General features: G+C 75.0%; 16 protein-coding genes. 9 read left to right on the forward strand and 7 right to left on the reverse strand.

Annotated elements, in window-relative coordinates; translation table 11 throughout:
• Both H505_RS39885 and H505_RS0104920 read left to right on the forward strand, forming a co-directional pair.
• A partial coding sequence (locus H505_RS39885) for an alpha-glucosidase C-terminal domain-containing protein (RefSeq protein ID WP_034516805.1) occupies positions 1-593 on the forward strand: 593 nt, incomplete at its 5' end.
• Positions 594-595: 2 nt separating this feature from the next.
• Positions 596-2,053 carry a maltokinase N-terminal cap-like domain-containing protein gene (locus H505_RS0104920; RefSeq protein WP_026401077.1) on the forward strand — a complete coding sequence of 486 codons (1,458 nt, stop codon included), beginning with the start codon at positions 596-598 and terminating at the stop codon, positions 2,051-2,053.
• Between the two features lie 56 nt (positions 2,054-2,109).
• Here H505_RS0104920 and H505_RS0104925 read toward each other — a convergent pair whose 3' ends face one another.
• On the reverse strand, positions 2,110-2,916 hold the full coding sequence (locus tag H505_RS0104925) for a GntR family transcriptional regulator (protein ID WP_026401078.1): 807 nt from the start codon (positions 2,914-2,916) through the stop codon (positions 2,110-2,112).
• Between the two features lie 229 nt (positions 2,917-3,145).
• On the opposite strand from H505_RS0104925, the gene H505_RS0104930 reads away from it, so the two are divergent.
• From H505_RS0104930 to H505_RS0104940, 3 genes are all read left to right on the forward strand, one after another.
• Complete coding sequence (locus H505_RS0104930) at positions 3,146-3,364, forward strand: hypothetical protein (protein ID WP_026401079.1); 219 nt, start codon at positions 3,146-3,148, stop codon at positions 3,362-3,364.
• 465 nt (positions 3,365-3,829) lie between these two features.
• Positions 3,830-6,112 carry a 1,4-alpha-glucan branching protein GlgB gene (gene glgB, locus H505_RS0104935; protein WP_026401080.1) on the forward strand — a complete coding sequence of 761 codons (2,283 nt, stop codon included), beginning with the start codon at positions 3,830-3,832 and terminating at the stop codon, positions 6,110-6,112.
• A gap of 38 nt (positions 6,113-6,150) precedes the next feature.
• Positions 6,151-6,519 (forward strand): ACT domain-containing protein, encoded by a 369-nt coding sequence (locus tag H505_RS0104940; RefSeq protein WP_026401081.1) that lies wholly within the window; start codon positions 6,151-6,153, stop codon positions 6,517-6,519.
• A 47-nt stretch (positions 6,520-6,566) separates the two neighbouring features.
• Here the strand turns inward: H505_RS0104940 and H505_RS0104945 are convergent, their stop codons facing one another.
• Complete coding sequence (locus H505_RS0104945; RefSeq protein ID WP_026401082.1) at positions 6,567-7,460, reverse strand: NUDIX domain-containing protein; 894 nt, start codon at positions 7,458-7,460, stop codon at positions 6,567-6,569.
• A 93-nt stretch (positions 7,461-7,553) separates the two neighbouring features.
• Here H505_RS0104945 and H505_RS47295 point away from each other — a divergent pair, with 93 nt between their 5' ends.
• The 4 genes from H505_RS47295 (at position 7,554) to H505_RS0104965 (ending at position 11,797) form a co-directional block, all read left to right on the forward strand.
• Positions 7,554-8,963, forward strand: a complete 1,410-nt coding sequence (locus H505_RS47295; protein ID WP_051300268.1) for a serine/threonine-protein kinase — start codon at positions 7,554-7,556, stop codon at positions 8,961-8,963.
• Between the two features lie 82 nt (positions 8,964-9,045).
• Positions 9,046-9,525: a PaaI family thioesterase gene (locus H505_RS0104955; RefSeq protein WP_026401083.1), complete on the forward strand. Its 480-nt coding sequence runs from the start codon at positions 9,046-9,048 to the stop codon at positions 9,523-9,525.
• Positions 9,526-9,606: 81 nt separating this feature from the next.
• Positions 9,607-11,310, forward strand: a complete 1,704-nt coding sequence (gene sppA / locus H505_RS0104960; RefSeq protein WP_026401084.1) for a signal peptide peptidase SppA — start codon at positions 9,607-9,609, stop codon at positions 11,308-11,310.
• Position 11,311: 1 nt separating this feature from the next.
• Complete coding sequence (locus H505_RS0104965; protein WP_026401085.1) at positions 11,312-11,797, forward strand: flavin reductase family protein; 486 nt, start codon at positions 11,312-11,314, stop codon at positions 11,795-11,797.
• On the opposite strand, the gene hutI is transcribed toward H505_RS0104965, so the two are convergent.
• From hutI to hutH, 5 genes are read right to left on the reverse strand one after another with little or no spacing between them, the layout of a single operon-like run.
• A complete protein-coding gene (hutI, locus tag H505_RS0104970; RefSeq protein ID WP_026401086.1) occupies positions 11,772-12,968 on the reverse strand; it encodes an imidazolonepropionase in 1,197 nt (398 codons plus the stop codon). The two genes, H505_RS0104965 and hutI, sit on opposite strands and share 26 nt — an antisense overlap.
• Positions 12,965-14,320 (reverse strand): formimidoylglutamate deiminase, encoded by a 1,356-nt coding sequence (locus H505_RS0104975; RefSeq protein ID WP_026401087.1) that lies wholly within the window; start codon positions 14,318-14,320, stop codon positions 12,965-12,967. The genes hutI and H505_RS0104975 overlap by 4 nt, the downstream gene beginning before the upstream one ends.
• 9 nt (positions 14,321-14,329) lie before the next feature.
• Positions 14,330-15,529 (reverse strand): allantoate amidohydrolase, encoded by a 1,200-nt coding sequence (locus H505_RS0104980; RefSeq protein ID WP_026401088.1) that lies wholly within the window; start codon positions 15,527-15,529, stop codon positions 14,330-14,332.
• A 6-nt stretch (positions 15,530-15,535) separates the two neighbouring features.
• The gene (gene hutU, locus H505_RS0104985) at positions 15,536-17,191 is read right to left on the reverse strand and encodes a urocanate hydratase (protein WP_026401089.1); all 1,656 of its coding nucleotides are present in this window, start codon (positions 17,189-17,191) and stop codon (positions 15,536-15,538) included.
• 11 nt (positions 17,192-17,202) lie between these two features.
• A complete protein-coding gene (gene hutH / locus H505_RS0104990; RefSeq protein ID WP_425248242.1) occupies positions 17,203-18,768 on the reverse strand; it encodes a histidine ammonia-lyase in 1,566 nt (521 codons plus the stop codon).
• Positions 18,769-18,786: the final 18 nt, after the last annotated feature.

Below are 18,786 nucleotides of genomic sequence, written 5' to 3' on the forward strand. Positions count from 1 at the left end.
GCTCGCCCGTCCTGTACTACGGCGACGAGATCGGCATGGGCGACAACATCTGGCTCGGCGACCGCGACGCCGTCCGCACCCCGATGCAGTGGACGCCCGACCGCAACGCGGGGTTCTCCAAGTGCGATCCCGCGCGGCTGTACCTGCCGGTGATCATGGACCCGATCTACGGCTACGAGGCCGTCAACGTCGAGGCGTTCGCGGGCAATCCGGGCTCCCTGCTGCACTGGACGCGCAAGATGATCGAGATCCGGCAGCGGCACCCGGTGTTCGGCGTCGGCTCGTACGTCGAGCTGTCCGCGTCGAACCCGTCCGTCCTGGCGTACACCCGCGAGATCGGCAACGGGGACGCCAACCAGTGGGGCGGCATGGACACCGTCCTGTGCGTGAACAACCTGTCGCGCTTCCCGCAGCCGGTGGAGCTGGACCTCCGGCGGTTCCGGGGGTCGACGCCGATCGAGTGCATGGGCGGCGTGCGGTTCCCCGCGATCGGCGACCTGCCCTACCTGCTGACGCTGCCCGGCCACGGCTTCTACTGGTTCCTCCTCTCCCCGCCGCCCGACGAGACCGCACCCGGTGAAGAGGTGATGTGACCGTGGCGCCGCCCGACCGCTCGCTCGTCCGGCTCCTGGCGGAGTGGCTGCCCCGGCAGCGGTGGTTCGGCGGGAAGCACCGCCCGATCGACGGGCTGTCGATCGGCACCGCGACCGTGCTGCGGCCGGGCGACCCGGGCCTGCACCACCTCGTCCTCGACGTCGGGCAGGACGGCGCCACCGACCGGTACCAGCTCCTGCTCGGCGTCCGCCGCGTCCTGCCGGAACGGCTGCGGCCCGGCGAGATCGGGCGGCTCGCGGCGGCGGGCGGCGGCGTCGAGCACGTCTACGACGCGGCCCACGACCCCGAACTGACCCGCCCGCTGCTCGCGCACATGGCGGCGGGCGACGCGCTCGGGCCCGTCCGGTTCCGGCACGCGCCCGGCGCCGCCATCCGCACCGACCTGGACGCGGCGCCCAGCCCGGCCGAGCAGAGCAACACCTCGCTGATCTTCGGGGACGCCTACATCTGCAAGCTGTTCCGCCGGCTGGCGCCGGGCGTGAACCCCGACCTGGAGATCAACCTCGCGCTGTCCCGGCAGGGCTGCGCGCACGTCCCGGCCGTCCACGGCTGGATGGAGCTCGACCCGGCCGCGGGCGGGGACGAGGGCGGCGAGCCGGTCACGCTGGCGCTGCTGTCGGAGTACCTGCGGACCGGGACCGACGGCTGGCAGCTCGCCCTCACCAGCGTCCGCGACTGGTTCGCGCAGCCCGAACCGCCCGCGCCGCCCGGCACCGGGCCCGGCGCGGCGCCCGCCCCGGCGGCGCGGGACGCCGGCGCCGCCGGGGGCGACTTCGCGGCGGAGGCGGAACGGCTCGGCGCGGCGACCGCGCAGGTGCACCGCGACCTCGCCGCCGCGTTCGGGGTGACCGAGGCCCCGCCGGACGAGCTGCGGGCCCGGGTCGCGGACATGAACGAGCAGCTCTCGCAGGTCAGCTCGGCCGTCCCGGACCTGCGCCCGTACACCGCGGCGATCCGCGAGGTGTTCGCGCGGTGCGCGGCGAACGCGCGGCCGCTGCCGTTCCAGCGCGTCCACGGCGACTACCACCTGGGGCAGGCGATGCGGACCGGCACCGGGTGGGTGCTGCTGGACTTCGAGGGCGAGCCCGCCCGGACGCCGCGGGAGCGGCGGGCGCTCGGCCACCCGCTGCGGGACGTCGCGGGGATGCTGCGCTCGTTCGAGTACGCGGCGCGGTACCTGCAGGCCGGGGACGGCGGCGACGCTCCCCCGGCGGCCGCCGCGGCCGTCGAGGAGCGGGCGCGGGCGTGGGCGGAGCGGAACCGGGCGGCGTTCTGCCGCGGGTACGCGGCGGCGGGCGGCCCCGACCCGGTGGCGCACGCCGGGCTGCTGCGGGCCCTGGAGCTGGACAAGGCCGTCTACGAGGTCCGCTACGAGGCGCGCAACCGCCCGTCCTGGCTGCCCGTCCCGCTCCGCACCCTGGAGCGGCTGGCGGGCTGACGGCCAGGCGGCGGCGCGGTAGGAGTCGGCGGCGCGGTCAGAGGTCGATGGCGTAGTCAGAGGTCGATGGCGTAGTCGAGGACGACGCGGTCGGCGGGGAGCACGATGTCGCGGCACACCTCCATCACGCCGGGTCCCGACAGCAGCCGGCGGGTGATGGCGAGGACGGGCACGCCGCCGGTCAGCCGGAGCGTCTCCACCTCGTCGGGGGTCGGCATCCGCGACCGGACCGACTCCTCGACGCGCGTCGGCGGGTGCCCGAGGTAGGCCAGCTGCGCGAGCGTCCCGCCGGGCCACGGCTCCCGCGCAGGATCGGCGACCGGGGTGTCGCCGACCAGCGCCCACGGCAGGAAGTTCACCGAGATCTGCTGCGGTTCGTCCCGCGCGTAGAAGACGAACCGGCGGCGCAGCAGCTCCGTCCCGGGCGGCAGCTCGAACAGCGCGCCCAGTTCCGGGTCGGCGCGGACCCGGGTGAACTCCTTGTCGAGCCGGTACTCCTCCCAGGAGATCTTCTGGTCGCGGGTGAACGTCGTCTGCGGCGCGGCGTCCTGCTCGTCCGGGTCGGCGGGCGGACCGGCGGGCGGACCGGCGGGGGCGACGGGGGCGACGGCGCGGTACCGGTCCATGGCGACGCGGCGGACGGGCGGCCGGATCCGGACGACGGTGCCGCCGCCGCGGCGCGTCTCGACGAGGCCCTCGCCGCGCAGCACCCCGATGGCCTGCCGCGCGACGATCTCCGAGACGCCGTGCGCCCGCCGCAGCTGCGCCATGGTCGGCAGCCGCGATCCCGGCGGGAGGCTGCCGTCCCGGATCCCTTCTCGCAGCGTGTCGGCGATGCGCAGATAGGCGGGACGGTCCGGCACGGGCGTCCACCTCCCTTTCCTCGGCGCGCCCCGCCGCCGCACGGTCCGCGGCGCGGCGCTCCCTCCGGCGTTCGATCCGGCGTTCGATTCTCGGCGGCCCCTCCGGTCCCTTCCATCCCTGCTCGGCGCTATCCCCGGGGGCACGGTCCGCTTACGGACAGCTTGACACCTTCAAGGCTGAGTAAGACTTTTGTATACAGAAAGCCGCCTCGGGGAAAGGACGACCTTGATGGGCGACTTCGACGATCTGAAGACGGCCATCGAGACGGAGTTTCCGGGCTGGCAGGTCTGGCGCAGCGACGCGGGGCGCTGGTACGCGACGCGCAGCGGCGACCTCACCGACGCCCAACTGCAGGCGGGATATGCGATGACGGTGGCCGCAGACGACTCGGCGGGCCTGCGCGCGCTGCTGCGCGAGCAGACCGGAGAGGGGCGCGGCGACCGGTGACGCGGACGCGGGGACCGTCGCGGCCCGGCCCGTGCGCGGGGCCGGACCGGGCCGGGGCGGGACGGGACGACAGGTACTTGTGTCTCTGGAGTGACACCAAAGTGGAGCCCGGGGCGGAGGGGTCGATGTAGCCCCTGGGGCCATATGGACGTGACCGTACGGGCGGCGCCTTTCCGCGCGACCCCAAACAAAGAGTGGCGCCTCCCGTACGGTCGCAACTTTTCCGCTGAGAATCCCACCGGACGCCAAGAATTGTTCGGCGGCCCGAAGCGCCGCCCGTCCACCGCCGAGAGAGGCACAACCGTCACAAGACGGTGCATCCTCCCCGATCGCAACCCCCGCCCCCTGAACGGATCGCAATCTGTTGGAAAGGGGTCGGTCCGCTCATGTGAAACACGCCGATCTCGGGGCACTCATCCCTGTGGAAACGACGACCGGGGACGGGGACGAGGAGGCCATGACGCCATGGCGCGGGTGACGCACGCGGAGATCGACAGGCTCGTCGGCGGCGACCACCACGATCCGCACGGCGTCCTCGGGGCCCATCCCGGCCGCTCGGGCGTCACCGTCCGGGCGCTGCGGCCGCTCGCCGAACGGGTCGAGGTCGTCCTGCCGAACGGCGACCGGCACCCGCTCCGGCACGTCCACCAGGGCGTGTTCGCGGGCACCCTGCCGATCGGCTCGTCGCTGTCGGGCGACGACGAGGACGAGGCGCCGCTCGCGGTGCCCGACTACCGGCTCGCCGTCGCCTACGGCGACGGGGTCGAGAACGTCCAGGACGACCCGTACCGGCACCTACCGACGCTCGGCGAGCTGGACCTGCACCTCATCAGCGAGGGCCGGCACGAGGAGCTGTGGCACGCCCTCGGCGCCCGCGTCCGCACCTACACGTCGGCGTTCGGCCAGGTCACCGGCACCGCGTTCGCGGTGTGGGCGCCGACCGCGCGCGGCGTCCGGGTCGTCGGCGACTTCAACCACTGGGACGGGCGCGCCCACCCCATGCGGTCGCTGGGCTCCACCGGTGTCTGGGAGCTGTTCGTCCCGGGCGTCGGCGACGGGACGTGCTACAAGTTCGAGATCCTCGGCGCCGACGGGCACTGGCGCACGAAGGCCGACCCGATGGCGCGCTTCACCGAGCGCCCGCCGGCGACCGCGTCCCGCGTGTTCACGTCGTCCTACGAGTGGGGCGACGCCGAGTGGATGGACGCCCGCAAGCAGCACGACTGGCTGCACGAGCCCATGAGCGTGTACGAGGTCCACCTCGGCTCGTGGCGTCCCGGCCTCGGCTACCGGGAGCTGGCAGAGGAACTCACCGCGTACGTCAAGGACATGGGGTTCACGCACGTCGAACTCCTGCCCGTCACCGAGCATCCCTACGGGCCGTCCTGGGGCTACCAGGTGACGTCCTATTACGCCCCCACGTCCCGTTTCGGGGACCCGGACGACTTCCGGCACCTCGTCGACCGGCTGCACCAGGCGGGCATCGGCGTCCTCATGGACTGGGTCCCCGCCCACTTCCCCAAGGACGAGTGGGCCCTCGCCCGGTTCGACGGCACCGCCCTGTACGAGCACGACGACCCGGCGCGCGGCGAGCACCCCGACTGGGGGACGCTCGTGTTCAACTACGGCCGCGCCGAGGTCCGCAACTTCCTCGTCGCGAACGCGTCGTACTGGCTGGAGGAGTTCCACATCGACGGGCTCCGCGTGGACGCCGTCGCGTCGATGCTGTACCTGGACTACTCCCGCGAAGAGGGCGGCTGGACCCCGAACGTGTACGGCGGGCGCGAGAACCTGGAGGCCATCTCCTTCCTCCAGGAGATGAACGCCACGGTCTACAAGCGCAACCCCGGGATCATCACGGTCGCCGAGGAGTCGACCGCCTGGCCCGGCGTGTCCCGCCCCACCCACCTGGGCGGCCTCGGGTTCGGCTTCAAGTGGAACATGGGGTGGATGCACGACACGCTGGAGTACCTGCGCCACGAACCGGTGTTCCGGCACTACCACCACAACGAGATCACGTTCTCGCTCATGTACGCGTTCTCGGAGAACTACGTCCTGCCGCTGTCGCACGACGAGGTCGTCCACGGGAAGGGCTCGCTGCTCAGCAAGATGCCCGGCGACACGTGGCAGAAGTTCGCCGGGCTGCGCGCGCTCCTGGCCTACATGTGGTCGCACCCCGGCAAGCAGCTCCTGTTCATGGGGCAGGAGTTCGGGCAGGGCGCCGAATGGGCCGAGGAGCGCCCCCTGGACTGGTGGCTGCTGGAGAACGCCGCCGAGGGCGCGAACCACCTCGGCCTGCAGAAGCTCGTCCGCGACCTCAACCTCGCCTACCGCGGGGAACCCGCGCTGTGGACCCGCGACAGCGACCACGAGGGGTTCCGCTGGATCGACGGGAACGACGCGGGCGGCAACTCGCTCTCCTACCTGCGGTACGGGACGGCGCCCGAGGCCGGCACGCCGGGCGGTGCGGCGGGCGGTGCGGCGGGCGGTGCGGCGGGCGCGGCCGAACCGCCGGTCGTCGCCTGCGTGGTCAACTTCTCCGGGAACCCGCACGAGGACTACCGGCTCGGGCTCCCCCGCACCGGCGGCTGGCGCGAGATCCTCAACACCGACGTGTACGAGTACGGCGGCAGCGGCGTCGGCAACCTCGGCCGCATCGAGGCCGTCGCCGAACCCTGCCACGGGCTGCCCGCGTCGGCCGTCCTGCGCGTCCCGCCGCTCGGCGCCGTCTGGTTCGCGCCCGAATAGCCCGGCCGCCCGTCGGCGCCGCTCAATAGAGTTGCCCCATGAGCGCCGACCGCCAGCACCTCCACCTCGTCCCGAACCGGTTCACCGTGGGGCACCTGCCGCACGCGACGTTCCCCGAGGACGACGAGTGGATCGCGCTCGTCCGCGCGCCGGAGGGCCTCACCGTCGTCCGCGAGGCGTCCCCGTACGGCGACGCGCAGCGCTGGGTCGGCTTCTACGGCGACCCGGGGGACGGCCTCGACGTCCCCGGCGTGCTCGCCGCGATCACCGGCCCGCTCGCCGGCGCCGGCGTCCCGGTGTTCGTCGCCTCCACCTACCACGCCGACCTCGTCCTCGTGCCCGAGCACTCCCAGAAGTCCGCCGCCGACGCGCTCCGCGCCGCCGGGCACCGCGTCGACGGCGCGTAACGCCCCGTAACGTCCTATAACGCCCTGTAACGAGCCGTAACGGCCGGTCAGAGCCGGTCGAGGAGCCAGCGGGGGCCGGTGACGGCCGCGCCCGCCGCCGCGCAGCGGGCCCGCAGCTCCCGGTCGGCCGTCACCACCAGGTGCACGGTGCCGGGCGCGGGATCCGCCACGAGGTCCACGATGTGGTCGTCGCCGCTGCCGGGCGCCGCCGTGACCCGCACGCCGTCCACCGGCTCGTCCGCGACGCCCCGCGCCTGCCCTTCCACGACCAGGACGACCTCCGGGAAGCAGCGGTCGAACGGCACGAGCCCGTCCGGAACGCCCGTCACTCCCCCGTCCAGCGCCTTCAGGTCGTCCCGCAGGCGGGCGTTCGCCCCCGCCCGGTCCTTCCACCACCCGAAGTGCTCGCCCCGACCAACCGACCCCGACCGACCTCCCATCCGCGCGCCCACCACGTTCGCCGCGTCCACCACGAGGACGAGGCGGCGCATGGCGTCCTTCAGGCGCGGCCACGACCGGGCGAACGGCTCGAACAGCTTGTGCGACGTGACGTCCTCGACCCGTACCCAGCGGGCGCCGCGCGTCTCGGCCGACGCGGCCCGCACCGCGGCCCGCTCGGGCAGCTCGCCGATCACCGAGGTGAAGAACCAGCCGCCGTGGTCCTCGACGCTGGTGCCGTGGACGGTCACGGCCCCGGTGTCGAGCGTGCACTCCTCGGCCGTCTCGCGCAGCGCGCCCGTCACGGCGTCCTCGTGGCTGTGCAGGGCGCCGCCGAACATGCCCCAGGTGCCGCCGCCGAGCCCCCACCACGCGCGCTGCTGCAGCAGCGTCCATACCTGGCCGTCCGGATCCCGGTGGTAGGCGAGCAGCCCCGCCGCGCCGAACCGTCCCCAGTGGCGGTGCCCCTGCGCGCAGTCGGCCCACCCGTCGCCGTCACCCATGCAGCCGACCATATCCGCTGCTCGGGCGCTCGCGAGGGCAAGTACCGTGGTGAGGTCCGCCCGGCGTCCCGCCGGTCCCGCACGAGGAGAGAGATGCCGCCTGCCCCGCTCCAACCCGACGACCCCCGCACCGTCGGGCGGTTCCGCCTGACCGGGCGGCTCGGCGAGGGCGGCCAGGGCGTCGTCTTCATCGGCGAGGGCCCCGCGGGCGAGCGCGTCGCCGTCAAGATGCTCAAGACCACCGACGCGTCGGCCCGCGCGCGCTTCGCCCGCGAGATGGCGGCGGCCCAGCAGGTCGCGCCGTTCTGCACGGCCGCCGTCCTGGACGCCTCCGCGGACGCGGCCGTCCCGTACGTCGTCAGCGAGTACATCGACGGCCCCTCCCTGCAGGACCGCGTGCTGGAGCAGGGCCCGCTGCGGGAGGGCGAGCTGCAGCGGCTCGCCGTGAACACGGCCAGCGCCCTCGCCGCGATCCACGGCGCGGGGATCGTCCACCGCGACCTCAAGCCCGCGAACGTCCTGCTCGGCCCGGACGGCCCCCGCGTCGTCGACTTCGGGATCGCCCGCGCCATCGACGCCGAGACCCACACCCAGCTCGTCGGGACGCCCGCGTACTTCGCCCCCGAATGGCTGGAGGGGCACCCGCCGACCGACCGGTCGGACGTCTTCGCGTGGGCGGGCACGATCGTGTACGCGGCCACGGGGCGCCCGCCGTTCGGCCCCGCCGACAGCATCCCCGCCGTCATGCACCGCATCGCGAACGGCGAACCGGACCTCGACGGGGTGCCGTCCGGGCTGGCGCCGCTGCTCACCGAGTGCCTCGCGAAGGACCCGTCCCGCCGCCCCACCGCGCGCGACCTGATGGTGCGGCTCGTCGACCCGTCCGCCCAGCACGGCCCCGCGCCCCTCCCCCCGCCGCCGGCGGGAGCCGCACCGGCCGCACCTGCTGGACCGGCCGCGGAGGCCCCGCGGCGCCGCGGGGGCGCCCGCGTCGCCGTCCCGGCCGTCGTCGCCGCGCTGGCGCTGCTCGCGGGCGGCTGGTTCGCCTTCGACGCGCTCACCGACGGCGGCGGCGGCGCCCCGCCCGCCGCGTCGTCCTCCTCCGGCGTCCCCGAAACGCCCGTGCAGCGCCCGTCCAGCCCGTCGCCGAGCCCGTCCGAGTCGTCCGACGGGCCGCTGCCCGCCGGGTTCGCGGGCACCTGGACCGGCACGGTCACCCAGACCGGCGGCATCACCATCGGGGACGCGAGCACCCAGGTCACGATCGAACTCGACGACGACGGCGAGGGCACCGCCGACTACACCGGGTGGGGCTGCCGGATGTCGATGTCCCTCACCGAGTCGGGTCGGTCCCGCGCCGAGTTCCGGGAGCACGTCGAGGACGGCACCGGCATCACCGGCTTCTGCATGGGCGGCGAGGTCACGCTGGAGCGCGTCTCCGGCGGCCTGCGGTACCGCGCGTCCGGCACCGGCGACGTCGAGGGCCTGCTCCGCGCCGGGTGACCCGTGATGAACGGCACAGTGCCGCACCCCGCGCCCCCGAATACCATTCGGGACGGATGTGCGAGTCGATCAGGGAGCAGCGTTGAGCGTCGAAGCGGGACCGCAGGAGCATGCCGACATGTGGAACACGCTGTCGGGCGCCGAGCTGATCCGCGCGCTCGCCGACGGCCGGTTCCCCGAGATCTCCGACGTCAACGCCCACATCGGCCAGGTCATCACGGGCGCCGAACCGGGCCGGGTCGACATCTCCTGGACGCCCGGCGAGCACCTGTGCAACCCCGGCGGCACCGTCCACGGCGGCTACATCGCCATGATCATGGACAACGCGGTCTGCCTCGCGGGCTCCAGCACGTGCGAGCACTTCATGCCGATGCTCACCCTGAACCTGAACGTCGACTACCTGCGCGCCGTCCACGCGGGCCGCCCCTACACGGTCACCGGCACCTGCGTCCACCCGGGCGGCACCCGCATGGTCGCGAACGCCCTCATCTCCGACGCCTCCGGCCGCCCCGTCGCCCAGGCGTCCGCCAGCGTCCTCCCCAACCGGGCCTTCGCCCGCTGACCCGTTTCCGAGACCCCGCCCCGCGAGGCCCCGGTCGCAGGGGGTCGCCCCCCTGGACGACACAGCACATAGGCTGAACGCATGGTGGATCCCGGCACGGTCGTCAACGTCATCAAGCAGGCACGCGAGCGGCGGACGGCGCCGCTGATCCTCGAGCTGGACCTCACCGAGGGGGTCGTGGAGACCGCGCCCGCCGACCCGATCTCGGCGCTCATGTCGATGCGCCGCACGCACCTGCGGGACGTCCTGGACGGGCTGCGCCGCGCCCGGACGGACGCGCGGGTGCGCGCGCTGGTGGTGAAGGTGTCCGGCGAGATGCGGATGGCGCTCGCGCAGGAGCTGCGGGAGTCGGTGCGGGCGCTGCGGGACGCGGGCAAGCACACGGTCGCGTGGGCCGAGACGTTCGGGGAGGGCGGGCGCGGCAACGTGCCGTACTACCTGGCCAGCGCGTTCGACGAGGTGTACCTGCAGCCGACGGGCGACGTGGGGCTGACGGGCGTGGCGCTGGAGGAACCGTTCCTCGCGGGGGCGCTCGAGAAGGCCGGGATCCGGCCGCTGTTCGCGGCGCGGCACGAGTACAAGACCATGGCGAACACGTTCATGGAGAAGGCGTACACGCCCGAGCACGAGGAGTCGTCGCGGCGGCTGGTGGCGTCGTTCGGGGAGCAGCTCGCGGCCGGGATCGCCGAGTCGCGGGGCCTCCCGGTGGAGCGGGTGCGGGAGCTGGTCGACCGCGGCCCGCTGCTGGCCGACGAGGCGCTGGAGGAGGGGCTCGTCGACCGGCTCGGGTACCGCGACGAGGTGTACGCGGCGCTCCGGGAGCGGTTCGGGGACGAGGCGCAGCTCCGGTTCGTCTCCCGCTACAGCCGGACGCAGGGGCTCGCGAAGAAGCTGCCGCAGCCGGGCCGCGCGGACGTCGTGGCGCTGATCAACGGCCAGGGGCCGATCCGGCTCGGCCGCAGCGGGCGCGGGGGGCCGCTGCCGAACTCGGGTCCGGCGATGGGCTCGGACACGGTCGGGGCCGCGTTCCGCGCGGCGGTGAAGGACGAGCGGGTCAAGGCGATCGTGTTCCGGGTGAACAGCCCGGGCGGATCGGCGGTGGCGTCGGACGCCATCTGGCGGGAGGTCGCGCTGGCCCGGAAGGCCGGCAAGCCGGTGGTCGTCTCGATGGGCGACGTGGCGGCGTCGGGCGGCTACTACGTGGCGATGGGCGCCGACGTGATCCTCGCGCAGCCCGGGACGATCACCGGGTCGATCGGCGTCGTGGTGGGCAAGGCCGTGGTCAGCGACCTGCTCGACCGGATCGGCGTCGGGATGGGGACGGTCGCGGACGGCGACCACGCCCGGATGTTCAGCTCCACGAAGGAGTTCAGCGAGTCGGAGTGGGAGCGGATCAACGCGTCCCTCGACCGGATCTACGACGACTTCACGGCGAAGGTCGCGCAGGGCCGCGGGCTGTCCCGCGACCGGGTGCACGAGCTGGCGCGGGGCCGGGTCTGGACGGGCGCGGACGCCCGCGAGGGCGGCCTCGTGGACGAGCTGGGCGGCCTGGAGGCGGCGCTCGAACTGGCGCGGAAGAAGGGCGGGCTGCCCGCGGACGCGCCGGTCCGGTCGTACCCGCACGCGTCGCCGCTGGAGCGGCTCAAGCCGCCGGAGTCGAGCGAGGACCGCACCGCCGCGTCCGCGCGGTTCGACGGCTGGGGGTCGCTGGGCGGGCTCGCGGCGCGGCTGGGGCTGCCGTCGGCCGGGCCGCTGACGCTCCCCGGCTCCTGGGAGATCCGCTGACGTGGCGGCCGGCACGGACTTCGTCGACGCCGTCGCCGGGTTCGCCACGGGCGTGGTGGTGCTGACGGTCCGCGACGGCCGCGACGACCACGGGACGACGGTGACGTCGTTCATGTCGGTGTCGCTGGAGCCGCCGATGGTGCTGGCGGGGGTGTCCTCGTCGTCGTACCTGGCGGAGGTGCTGGGGCGCCGCGACCGGTGGGCCGCGACGGTCCTGTCGTCCGGGCAGCGGGCGCTCGCCGGGCGGTTCGCGGCGGCGGGCCGTCCGGGCGCGCGGATCCTGCTGGCGGGCGAGCCGCACCACCGCGGGCCGGTGTCGGACGCGCTGGTCCCGGAGAACGGGCTCGCGGCGCTGGAGTGCGAGAACCGGCAGACGATCGTGGCGGGCGACCACACGCTGTTCGTCGCGGAGGTCCTGGCGGCCGACTACATCGCGCGGGAGCGCAAGCCGCTGATCCGGGTCAACCGCCGCTACCTGGGGCAGTGACCCGCGCGCCCTTCTTCCAGACCGCTCTGGTGAGGGGGACGCCGGGGCGGTAGGCGAGGTGGATGTACGAGGGGGCGTCCAGGACGTGGACGTCCGCGCGCGCGCCGGGCGCGAGGCGTCCGACGTCGGTGCGGCGGAGCGCCCGCGCGCCCCCCGCGGTGGCGGCCCGGACGGCCTCGGCCGGGGTCATCCGCATGTCGCGGACGGCGACGGCGACGCAGAACGCCATGCTCGAGCTGTAGCAGGAGCCGGGGTTGCAGTCGGACGCGAGCGCGACCGCGGCGCCCGCGTCCAGGAGGCGGCGCGCGTCCGGGTAGGGCTGCCGGGTGGAGAACTCGACACCCGGCAGGAGCGTCGCGACGGTGCGGGACGAGGCGAGCGCGTCCACGTCGGCGTCCGACAGGAACGTGCAGTGGTCGGCGGACGCGGCGTCCAGCTCGACGGCGAGGCGGACGGCCGGGCCCTCGGTGAGCTGGTTCGCGTGCAGGCGCGGCGCCAGCCCCGCCTCGATCCCGGCTCCGAGGATCTCGCGGGCCTGGTCGGCGTCGAACGCGCCGCGCTCGCAGAACACGTCGATCCAGCGGGCGTGCGGGGCGCACGCGGCGAGCATGTCGGTCGCGGCGAGCCGGGTGTAGGACGCGGCGTCCGTGCCGTCCGGAACGATGTGGGCGCCCAGGTACGTGACCTCGTCGGCGTGCTCGGCGGCGATCCGCACCGCCCGTTCCTCCTGCTCGACCGTGAGCCCGTACCCGGACTTGCACTCGACGGTCGTGGTGCCCTGCCGGGCCATCTCGGCCACGAGCCGCCGGACGGTCGCGCGCAGCTCGTCGTCGGACGCGGCGCGGGTGCGGGCGACCGTGGTGCGGATGCCGCCCGCCGCGTAGGGCTCGCCGCTCATCCGGGCGGCGAACTCCTCGGCGCGCTCCCCCGCGAACACCAGGTGGGCGTGCGAGTCGACGAATCCGGGCAGGACGGCGCGTCCCCCGGCGTCGTACCGCTCGTCGGCGTCCGGGGCGCCGGCGGCGGGGCCCGTCCACGCGACCGTGCCGCCGTGGAGGACGAGCGCGGCGTCGCGGACGATGCCGAGGGGGCCCTCGCCGGCCGCGGGGTCGTTCGTGACGAGTTCCCCGATGCCGGTGATCAGGGTGCTGCGCTCGTCGGGTCCGGTCATGCGGGCTCCTCCCGGGTGGCGGTGCCGATCGCGGCGGCCAGCGCGCCGGGCACGTCGCCGATCAGCAGGTGGCGGCCGTCGCGGACGACCGGGCGGCCGGAGACGACGACGTGCCGGACGTCGGCGGCGGTCGCGGCGAACACGGCCGCCTCGGCGGCGTGCTCCCGCCCCGCCCCGGCCGTCCGGACCGAGCCGAGGTCGACGGTGACGAGGTCGGCGTACGCGCCGGGTTCGAGGCGGCCCGCCTCCGGCCAGCCGAGCGCGTAGTGCCCGTGCCGGGTGGCGGCGGTCAGCAGCTCCCCGGCCGTCCAGTGGCCGCGCCGCCGGGTGCGCAGCCGCTCGTCCAGCTCGACGGCGCGGGCCTCCTCGAACAGGTCGACGACGGCGTGCTGGTCGGAGCCGAGGCAGAGCGGGGCGCCCGCCTCGGCCAGGTCGCGGGCGGGGCCGATGCCGTCGGCGAGGTCGCGTTCGGTGGTCGGGCACATGCACACGCCGGTCGCGGTGGTGCCGAGCAGGGCGATGTCGTCGCCGGTCAGGTGGGTCGCGTGCACGGCCGTCGCGAACGCGCCGAGCGCCCCCGCCTCGGCGAGCAGCCGCGCCGGCGTCGTCCCGTACGCCTCCCGGCAGGCGTCGTTCTCGGCGGGCTGCTCGGACAGGTGGACGTGCAGCGGCGCGCGCCGCTCCCGCGCCCAGGCCGCGACGGCGCCGAGCTGCTCGCGGGGCACGGCGCGGACGGAGTGGATCGCGGCGCCGACGCGGGCGTGCCCGGGGCCCGCCTTGTGGACGGCGTCGTGGAGGGCGCCGGCGCGGCGGGCCCAGTTCCCGGCGGTGCCGTCGCCGAAGCGGAGCTGGGTGCCGGTGAGGGGCCGCCCGATGCCGCCGGCGAGGTAGCAGGCGTCCAGCAGGGTGATGCGGATGCCGGCGTCGGCGGCGGCGGCGATCAGCGCCTCGCCCATCGCGTTCGGGTCGTCGTAGGGGTCGCCGCCGGGGCGGTGGTGCAGGTAGTGGAACTCGCCGACGCAGCTGATCCCGGCGAGGGCCATCTCGGCGAACGCGGCGGCGGCGAGGGCCCGGTAGGAGCCGGGGTCGAGCCGGTCGGCGACCCGGTACATCTGCTCCCGCCACGTCCAGAACGTCCCGCGGTGCTTCTGGACGCGGGAGCGGAGGGCGCGGTGGAAGGCGTGGGAGTGGGCGTCGGCGAGGCCGGGGAGGGTCAGGCCGGGGAGGCGGGCGGCGCCCGGCGGGGCGGGGACGCCGCGTTCGACGCGGGTGATCCGCTCGCCGTCGGCCGTGACGAGCACGTCGGCCGCCACACCGTCACCGAGCCAGGCGAACTGCGCATGCCACTGCATACCGGTCCCCTACCCGGCCGCCAGGTCGTCCAGCACCGCGGCGAGGGCCGCGACGCCCGCGAGGCAGTCGGCGGTCTCGGCGTGCTCGGCGGGCGCGTGCGACACCCCGGTCGGATTCCGGACGAACAGCATCGCCGTCGGCACCCGCGCGGACAGGATCCCGGCGTCGTGCCCGGCGCCCGTGGGCAGCACCGGTACGCCGCCCAGCACCGCCGCGACCCGCTCGCGCAGCGCGGTATTGAAGTCGACGACCTCGGTGTACGACTCCTCCGCGAGGTGCACGGCGACGCCGTGCGGGCGGGCGGCGGCGCGGGCCGCCGCGTCCACGTCCGCGACCGTCCGGCGGACGGCGGCGTCGTCGGGCCCGCGCGCGTCCAGCCAGCCGGTGACCGACGACGCGACCGCGTTCACCCCGTTCGGCGCGACCCGCACCTTGCCGACGGTCGCGACCGTCCCGTTCCGTTCGGCGGCCTCGCGCGCCGCCAGCACCATGCTCGCGAACGGCGGCATGGGGTCGCGGCGGTCGGCCAGGCGGGTCGTGCCCGCGTGGTTGCCCTCCCCCGCGAAGTCGAACCGCCAGCGCCCGTGCGGGACGATCGCGCTCGCGACGCCGACGGGCCCGGCGAGGGCCCGGCCCTGCTCGACGTGCAGTTCGACGAAGCATCCGACGCGGGCCAGCAGGTCCTCGTCGGGCCCGATCGCGTCGGGGTCGAGTCCCGCGTGGTGCAGGACGTCGGCGAACGTCCGCCCGTCCGCGTCGGTCAGCGCGCGCGCCCGCGCGGGGTCGATCGCCCCGGTGAGCAGCCGGGAGCCGAGGCAGGCGACGCCGAACCGGGCGCCCTCCTCCTCGGCGAACGCCGCGACGCCGACCGGCCGCCGCGGCCGGGCGCCGCGGTCCCGCAGCAGGTCGATCGCCGCGAACGCCGACACGATGCCGAGCGGGCCGTCGAACGCGCCGCCGTCCGGGACGGAGTCGAGGTGGCTGCCGGTCAGCACGGCGTCCGCCCGGGAGCCGTCCGCGGGCCGCCACCACGCGATCATGTTGCCGTTGGCGTCGTGCTCCAGGTCGAGCCCGCGCCGCCGCGCCTCGTCGGCGAACCAGGCGCGGCACTCCAGCTCGGGCGGCGTCCACGCGAACCGGCGGTAGCCGCCCGTGGCCGCGTCCCGGCCGAGCGGCAGCAGGTCCGCCCACATGTCCTCGAAGGCCATGCGCCCCTACCGGCCCTGCATGGGGATCCGGACGCCGCGCTCGGCGGCGACCTCGGCGGCGCGGCCGTACCCGGCGTCCACGTGCCGCATGACGCCCGTGCCCGGGTCGTTCGTCAGGACGCGCCGCAGCTTCTCGGCGGCGAGCGGCGTCCCGTCCGCCACGCACACCTGCCCCGCGTGGATCGACCGCCCGATGCCGACGCCGCCGCCGTGGTGGATCGACACCCAGGTGGCGCCGGACGCGGTGTTGAGCATCGCGTTCAGCAGCGGCCAGTCGGCGATGGCGTCCGACCCGTCCGCCATGCCCTCGGTCTCCCGGTACGGGCTCGCGACCGACCCGCAGTCGAGGTGGTCCCGGCCGAGGACGATCGGCGCGCCGACCTCGCCGCGCGCCACCAGGTCGTTGAACGCCTCCCCGGCCCGGTCGCGCTCGCCGTAGCCGAGCCAGCAGATGCGGGACGGGAGCCCCTGGAAGCAGACCTTCTCCCCCGCCATCCGGATCCAGCGGGCCAGCGACTCGTTCTCCGGGAACAGCTCCAGGATCGCGCGGTCGGTGCGGGCGATGTCCTTCGGGTCGCCCGACAGGGCCGCCCACCGGAACGGGCCCTTGCCCTCGCAGAACAGGGGGCGGATGTAGGCGGGCACGAACCCGGGGAAGGCGAACGCGCGCTCGTACCCCGCGAGCTCCGCCTCGCCCCGGATCGAGTTGCCGTAGTCGAACACCTCGGCGCCCGCGTCCTGGAAACCGACCATCGCTTCCACGTGCTTCGCCATGGAGGCGCGCGCGCGGGAGATGAACCCGTCGCGGTCCTTCTCGCGCGCGTCCGCCATGTCGTCGAACGCGACGCCGGACGGCAGGTACATCAGCGGGTCGTGCGCGCTGGTCTGGTCGGTCACGATGTCGATCGGCGCGCCGCGCCGCAGCAGCTCGGGCACGACGTCCGCCGCGTTGCCGAGGACGGCGATCGACAGCGGGCGCCGCGCCGCGCGCGCGTCCGCGGCGAGCCGCAGCGCGTCGTCGAGCGACGCGGCCCGCACGTCGCAGTACCCGTGCTCCACCCGGCGCTCGATCCGCGACGGGTCGCACTCGACGCAGATCGCGACGCCGCCGTTCATCGTCACCGCGAGCGGCTGCGCGCCGCCCATGCCGCCGAGCCCCGCGGTGAGCGTGACCGTCCCGGCCAGCGTGCCGCCGAACCGCTTCGCCGCCACCGCCGCGAACGTCTCGTACGTCCCCTGCAGGATGCCCTGCGTCCCGATGTAGATCCACGACCCGGCGGTCATCTGCCCGAACATCGTCAGCCCGAGCGACTCGAGCCGCCGGAACTCCTCCCACGTCGCCCACTGCGGCACCAGGTTCGAGTTCGCGATGAGCACCCGGGGCGCCCACTCGTGCGTGCGGAACACCCCGACCGGCTTGCCCGACTGGACGAGCAGCGTCTCGTCGCCCGCCAGGTCGGTGAGCGAGCGGACGATGCCGTCGAAGGCGTCCCAGCTCCGCGCGGCCTTCCCCGAGCCGCCGTAGACGACGAGGTCGTCCGGGTGCTCGGCGACCTCCGGGTCGAGGTTGTTCTGGATCATCCGCAGGGCGGCCTCCTGGGGCCAGCCCTTCGCCGTCAGCGCGGCGCCGCGGGGGGCGCGTACCGTCCGAGGTCCGGACATGGGGAACTCCTTCAGGAAAGGGGGCCGACAACGGATTCGGCGGCCGCCACGAGCGAGCCGTCCCGGACGAGCGCGGTCGCGGCGGCGATCTCGGGGGCCAGGTAGCGGTCGGGGCCGGGCGGCGGCACCGCCTCGCGCAGCCGCGCGACCACGGCGCCGGTCGCCGGGCCGGGCCGCAGCGGCGCCCGCAGGTCCAGCGCCCGCGCGGCCGTGAGGATCTCGATCGCGACGACCTGGGCGAGCCCGTCGACCGCGCGCCGGAGCTTGCGCGCCGCGTTCCAGCCCATGGACACGTGGTCCTCCTGCATCGCCGAGCTCGGGATCGAGTCGGCGCTCGCGGGCGCCGCGAGCCGCTTCAGCTCCGACACGATCCCCGCCTGCGTGTACTGGGCGATCATGTGCCCGGAGTCGACGCCCGGATCGTCCGCGAGGAACGCCGGCAGGCCCGCCGACCGCCCCCTGTCGAGCATGCGGTCCGTGCGCCGCTCCGACATCGACGCGACGTCCGCGACCGGGATCGCCAGGAAGTCGAGCACGTACGCGACCGGCGCGCCGTGGAAGTTGCCGTTCGACTCGACGCGCCCGTCCGGCAGGACGACCGGGTTGTCGACGGCCGAGGCCAGCTCCCGCCCCGCGACCAGTTCGGCGTGCGCGAGCGTGTCGCGCGCGGCGCCGTTGACCTGCGGCGAGCAGCGCAGCGAGTAGGCGTCCTGGACGCGGGTGCAGTCGGGCCCCCGGTGCGACTCCATGATCTGGGACGCGGCCAGCAGCAGCCGCAGGTTGGCCGCCGACGTCCCCTGCCCGGGGTGCGGCCGGAGCTCCTGGAGGTCGGCGGCGAAGACCCGGTCGGTGCCCAGCAGCGCCTCGACGCTCATCGCGGCGGCCAGGTCCGCGGTCGTGAGGAGCCTGCGCAGGTCGTGCATCGCCAGCACGAGCATGCCGAGCATCCCGTCGGTGCCGTTCAGCAGCGCGAGCCCCTCCTTGGCCGCGAGCTTCACCGGCGCGATCCCCGCCTCCGCGAGCGCCTGCGCCGCGTCCCGCGGCTCCCCGTCCGCGTCGCGGACGCGCCCCTCCCCGATCAGGGCCAGCGCGACGTGCGCGAGCGGCGCGAGGTCGCCCGAGCAGCCGAGGCTGCCGTGCTCGAACACCTGCGGGGTGATCCCCGCGTTGAGCAGCGCGGCGAGCGTCCGCGCGGTCGTCGGCTGCACGCCCGTCCGTCCGGTCGCGAGCGTCCGGAGCCGCAGCAGCATCAGCGCCCGGACGACCTCGCGCTCGACCTCGGGCCCCGACCCGGCCGCGTGCGACCGGACGATGTTCACCTGCAACCGGTCGCGCATCTCCGGCGGGATGTGGCGCGTCGCGAGCGCCCCGAAACCCGTCGAGACCCCGTACACCGGCGTCGGCCGGGCGGACAGCTCCTCGATGTGCGCCCGCGCCTCCCCGATGACCTTCAACGCCTCGTCCGTCAGCGCGACGCGCGCCCCGTCGCGGGCCACCGCCACCACGTCGTCGAACGCGAGCGGGTCCGGGCCGACCCGGACAACCCTGTCCCCCACACCAGAAGCCATACCCACCATTGCAGCGGCCACGGCAGC

The organism is Actinomadura rifamycini DSM 43936, from assembly GCF_000425065.1.
Classification (GTDB): Bacteria; Actinomycetota; Actinomycetes; order Streptosporangiales; family Streptosporangiaceae; genus Spirillospora; species Spirillospora rifamycini.

Excerpts from the sequence above, each read along its gene's own strand:
- hutU (WP_026401089.1), bottom strand. The coding sequence starts at position 17,191 with ATGTCCGGACCTCGGACGGTACGCGCCCCCCGCGGCGCCGCGCTGACG.
- glgB (WP_026401080.1), top strand. The coding sequence starts at position 3,830 with ATGGCGCGGGTGACGCACGCGGAGATCGACAGGCTCGTCGGCGGCGAC.
- H505_RS0104975 (WP_026401087.1), bottom strand. The coding sequence starts at position 14,320 with ATGCAGTGGCATGCGCAGTTCGCCTGGCTCGGTGACGGTGTGGCGGCC.
- hutH (WP_425248242.1), bottom strand. The coding sequence starts at position 18,768 with ATGGTGGGTATGGCTTCTGGTGTGGGGGACAGGGTTGTCCGGGTCGGC.
- sppA (WP_026401084.1), top strand. The coding sequence starts at position 9,607 with ATGGTGGATCCCGGCACGGTCGTCAACGTCATCAAGCAGGCACGCGAG.
- hutI (WP_026401086.1), bottom strand. The coding sequence starts at position 12,968 with ATGACCGGACCCGACGAGCGCAGCACCCTGATCACCGGCATCGGGGAA.
- H505_RS0104940 (WP_026401081.1), top strand. The coding sequence starts at position 6,151 with ATGAGCGCCGACCGCCAGCACCTCCACCTCGTCCCGAACCGGTTCACC.
- H505_RS0104945 (WP_026401082.1), bottom strand. The coding sequence starts at position 7,460 with ATGGGTGACGGCGACGGGTGGGCCGACTGCGCGCAGGGGCACCGCCAC.
- H505_RS0104930 (WP_026401079.1), top strand. The coding sequence starts at position 3,146 with ATGGGCGACTTCGACGATCTGAAGACGGCCATCGAGACGGAGTTTCCG.
- H505_RS47295 (WP_051300268.1), top strand. The coding sequence starts at position 7,554 with ATGCCGCCTGCCCCGCTCCAACCCGACGACCCCCGCACCGTCGGGCGG.
- H505_RS0104980 (WP_026401088.1), bottom strand. The coding sequence starts at position 15,529 with ATGGCCTTCGAGGACATGTGGGCGGACCTGCTGCCGCTCGGCCGGGAC.